Here is a 3358-nt window from a genome sequence, read left to right as displayed (position 1 = left end):
AAGCTGAGAACATCGGAAGCTGGGTGCGGTGAAAGTCGCACGCCCAGATTTAACTGAGAGGTGCGGGAGATAATACCCCCCATCGACTCAACCAAGCCAGTATCCGCCGAATTTTACAGACGCGTCTTGAGATGATTGGCTACAGTGTAGTTACAGCTAGTGATGGTGAAGAAGCTTTGTCAGCTTTTCGCCTTTTGACCCCTGATTTGATAGTTCTGGATGTAATGATGCCAAAACTAGATGGTTATGGTGTCTGCCAAGAATTACGGAAACAATCAGACGTACCAATCATTATGCTTACAGCTTTGGGAGATGTAGCAGATCGGATCACTGGACTGGAGCTAGGTGCTGATGACTATATGGCGAAACCTTTCTCTCCCAAGGAATTAGAGTCAAGAATTCGCTCGTTGCTGCGACGAAGAAACGATAGAACAACAACTACTGCTATTTCTAATTTGGGAGTAATGGTTGTAGACAATCTCAAAATTGATACCAATAAGCGACAAGTCTACAAAGCAGGTGAGCGGATTCCATTAACGGGTGTAGAGTATAGCTTACTAGAGTTATTGATGAGATATCCGGGCAAATCTTTTACCCGTGGAGAAATATTGCAGCAAGTGTGGGATTATAACGCAGAACAACACGCAGATACTCGTGTGGTGGATGTGCATATCTCACGTTTGCGCTTGAAGTTAGAAGATGACCCGGAAAATCCAGAATATATTTTGACACAAAGAGGAACTGGTTATCTTTTTCAAGGAATTAGTAAACTAAAACATCAATCATGAAACCGGCAAATGTCACTTGTTTGAAGTTGATGAAGTTATCTGTATTAAAAGCAGCACCCTGATAGTTTTTTACATACCTGGTCAATGCTGGCAGTTCCGTATCATCAGCCGCACGGGTGGCATATTCGGAGAGAAAAAATATACTACAGTTCTTCTGTGGCGTTGCAAACTGGGTTGAGTTGTTGAGTTGGGGCACATCTATGAATTGGGGGAGTACAAGCGTTTCGATAAGCCTCAACAGCATTGCTTTAGTGAAACGCTGCACTAAATCGTGTAATGGCTCTTGATTGCGCTAGAAATTGGTGTAGCACAGGCGAGGTGTTCGCACTTCGCCAAACAATTGCCAACTTGAGGTAGAGCGTTTGGTCTTGGAGCGGTTTGTAGACGACCCCTGCTCGTTGCAAATTTTGGAGTGAAGCTGGGACGAGCGCAACCCCTAATTCCGCTGCCACTAAACTGACAATGGTCTGCATCTGAGTCGCTTCCTGAGTGACCTGGGGAATAAATCCTGCTTGTTGACACAACCGGATAATCTGATCGTAAAAGCCACTTCCTAGATGACGTGGAGATAAAATGAAGGACTCTTCGGCGAGTGATGCTAATGACAGTTGTGTCTGAGTTGCAAGCGGGTGTGCTTCTGGCAATACAGCGACAAAGGATTCTTGTAAAACCGTTTCCACGCTGAGTTCGTCATCGCTTATCGGCGGACGAATAAAGCCAAGCTGAATGCGATTGTCATGCAGTGCTTCAATTTGCTCGGTCGTCGTCATTTCATGCAGTATCAAGCGGACATCAGGAAACTGATGGCGAAATGACCGCACGGCAGCAGGCAGCAGGCTATACGTGGCAGATCCAACAAATGCAATCGTTAAACAACCCACTTCACCTCGACTTGCACGTTGGGCGACCTCAATCGCTTGCTCAGATTGTACTAGAATTTGCCGTGCCTGTTGTAAGAAGGCAAATCCTGCTTCAGTCAGTCGGACGGTTCGCTTTGTCCGATACAGCAACTCGACACCGAGTTCTTGTTCGAGTTGCCGGATTTGTTGGCTCAGTGGCGGTTGAGCGATTTGTAGTCGTTGCGCGGCGCGACCAAAATGAAGTTCCTCAGCTACAGTCACGAAGTAACGCAAGTGTCGAAGTTCCATTGTCAATTAATACGTTTTAAGTCTTAGTCTAAGACAAAAATTATATTGGACGTATTTATTCAAACTGCTTAATGTGGAAAGTAAGTTACAGATTTGCAGTTCGACTGCATTGGAGAAAACACAATTTTTTGAAACCAATTTGGTTAGGCAACTATAGAACGTTCACTAAGCCATGAGGCACAACATTATGCACACTTTCAAAGCTCTAGCGCTCTTTTGGCTCATCGCCCTCCCTGGCATTGTTAATGCCCAGGATGGCTATGTTTGCCCAAGCAATGGCAGCGAACTTCAGCAACTAAGAATCTATGAGATCAATCGTAGCAACAAAGATACTTTTCATAAGCGCTTCCAGGATCATGCTCTACGGATCATGAAGCGACATGGTTTTAAGATCCTTGACATCTGGGAAAGTGATTCTGGTGAGAAGGTTGAATTTATCTATCTTCTGGCTTGGCCGGACAAAAGCACAATGGATTTACGCTGGAGAAAGTTCTTCTCAGACAAAGAATGGATTGACATAAAGAAGCGGACAGCAGCTGAAAGTGGAGAACTAGTCCGAGAAGCTAATGGCCAACCACTAACTCGCGTGTCTTACAGTCCGGCATGCGCCAAGAGATGAGTGGTACGCCGCCTAACAATTTATTCAAGCTGAAACCGATTCGCGGCTCGGCTTAATTCGAGTCTGGTAGCTCCCACTCGCTCGCTAGTTATTAGACGCTGCATAAACCCACTAAGAGGCAGAATTTAAATCAGGAGAAAGTTAAGTGATTCGACTCGATAATCATGTAGCAATTGTCACTGGAAGCGGGCGAGGTTTGGGGGCAGCCTATGCCCGCCTGCTTGCGGAAAGAGGAGCGCATGTCGTTGTGCATGACGCAGGCGTTAACAAAGATGGAACCGGATTCGATCCGAACGTGGCGGCTGATGCTGCAAGCAGGATTCGAGAAGCGGGTGGAGTTGCATTTCCGAGCAACGTAATCCTTGATAGTAGAGATAACTGCCAAAGTCTAGTGGAAACTACGCTCTTGAAGTTTGGTCGCCTTGACATCTTGGTTCACAACGCTGGATGGGTCGCATACCACGTGCAAGAACTGACACCTGATTTTCTACAGCGCGCCATCAGCATTAATTTAGAGGCACCAACATGGCTGGCTCAAGCTGCCTTTCCAATTATGAAACAGCAAAACTACGGACGGATTGTGCTGACGACTTCGGATAGAGCTATTTATCAACAATATGCACTCAGTGGTCTTGCTCCTTACGCGATGGGAAAAATGGCACAGATCGGTCTAATGACAATACTGCTCGGTTAAGGGAAAATAGATAACGGAATAAATCATAATTTGTTCGCGTGTAATCTACGAGAACAAAAACAACTAAAAAGGTTGCTTGTACCTGAAGGCACTCTCGAAAAATTTAATT

At 45.5% G+C, this 3358-nt stretch carries 5 protein-coding genes; 3 read left to right on the top strand and 2 right to left on the bottom strand.

The features are described 5' to 3' along the window. The first annotated feature begins 53 nt into the window (after nt 1–53). Entirely contained in the window at nt 54–788 is a 735-nt protein-coding gene (gene rpaB, locus LC608_RS36510) for a response regulator transcription factor RpaB (RefSeq protein WP_229558165.1), read from the top strand. Here the strand turns inward: rpaB and LC608_RS36505 are convergent. Together LC608_RS36505 and LC608_RS36500 are read right to left on the bottom strand one after the other, a co-directional pair. After that, nucleotides 763–1032, bottom strand: a complete 270-nt coding sequence (locus LC608_RS36505; RefSeq protein ID WP_229558164.1) for a hypothetical protein — start codon at nt 1030–1032, stop codon at nt 763–765. The genes rpaB and LC608_RS36505 overlap by 26 nt on opposite strands. 4 nt (nt 1033–1036) lie before the next feature. Continuing rightward, nucleotides 1037–1936, bottom strand: coding sequence for a LysR family transcriptional regulator (locus tag LC608_RS36500; RefSeq protein ID WP_229558163.1), 900 nt, complete (start codon nt 1934–1936; stop codon nt 1037–1039). A gap of 187 nt (nt 1937–2123) precedes the next feature. Here LC608_RS36500 and LC608_RS36495 point away from each other — a divergent pair, with 187 nt between their 5' ends. Both LC608_RS36495 and LC608_RS36490 read left to right on the top strand, forming a co-directional pair. Continuing rightward, a complete protein-coding gene (locus LC608_RS36495) occupies nt 2124–2555 on the top strand; it encodes an NIPSNAP family protein (protein ID WP_229558162.1) in 432 nt (143 codons plus the stop codon). Nucleotides 2556–2700: 145 nt separating this feature from the next. Further along, entirely contained in the window at nt 2701–3249 is a 549-nt protein-coding gene (locus LC608_RS36490) for an SDR family NAD(P)-dependent oxidoreductase (protein ID WP_229558161.1), read from the top strand. Nucleotides 3250–3358: the final 109 nt, after the last annotated feature.

Source organism: Nostoc sp. XA010, assembly GCF_020829625.1.
Classification (GTDB): domain Bacteria; phylum Cyanobacteriota; class Cyanobacteriia; order Cyanobacteriales; family Nostocaceae; genus Nostoc.
Note: the sequence above shows the minus strand (reverse complement) of the source record. Positions and strands in the feature narration are given on the sequence as shown.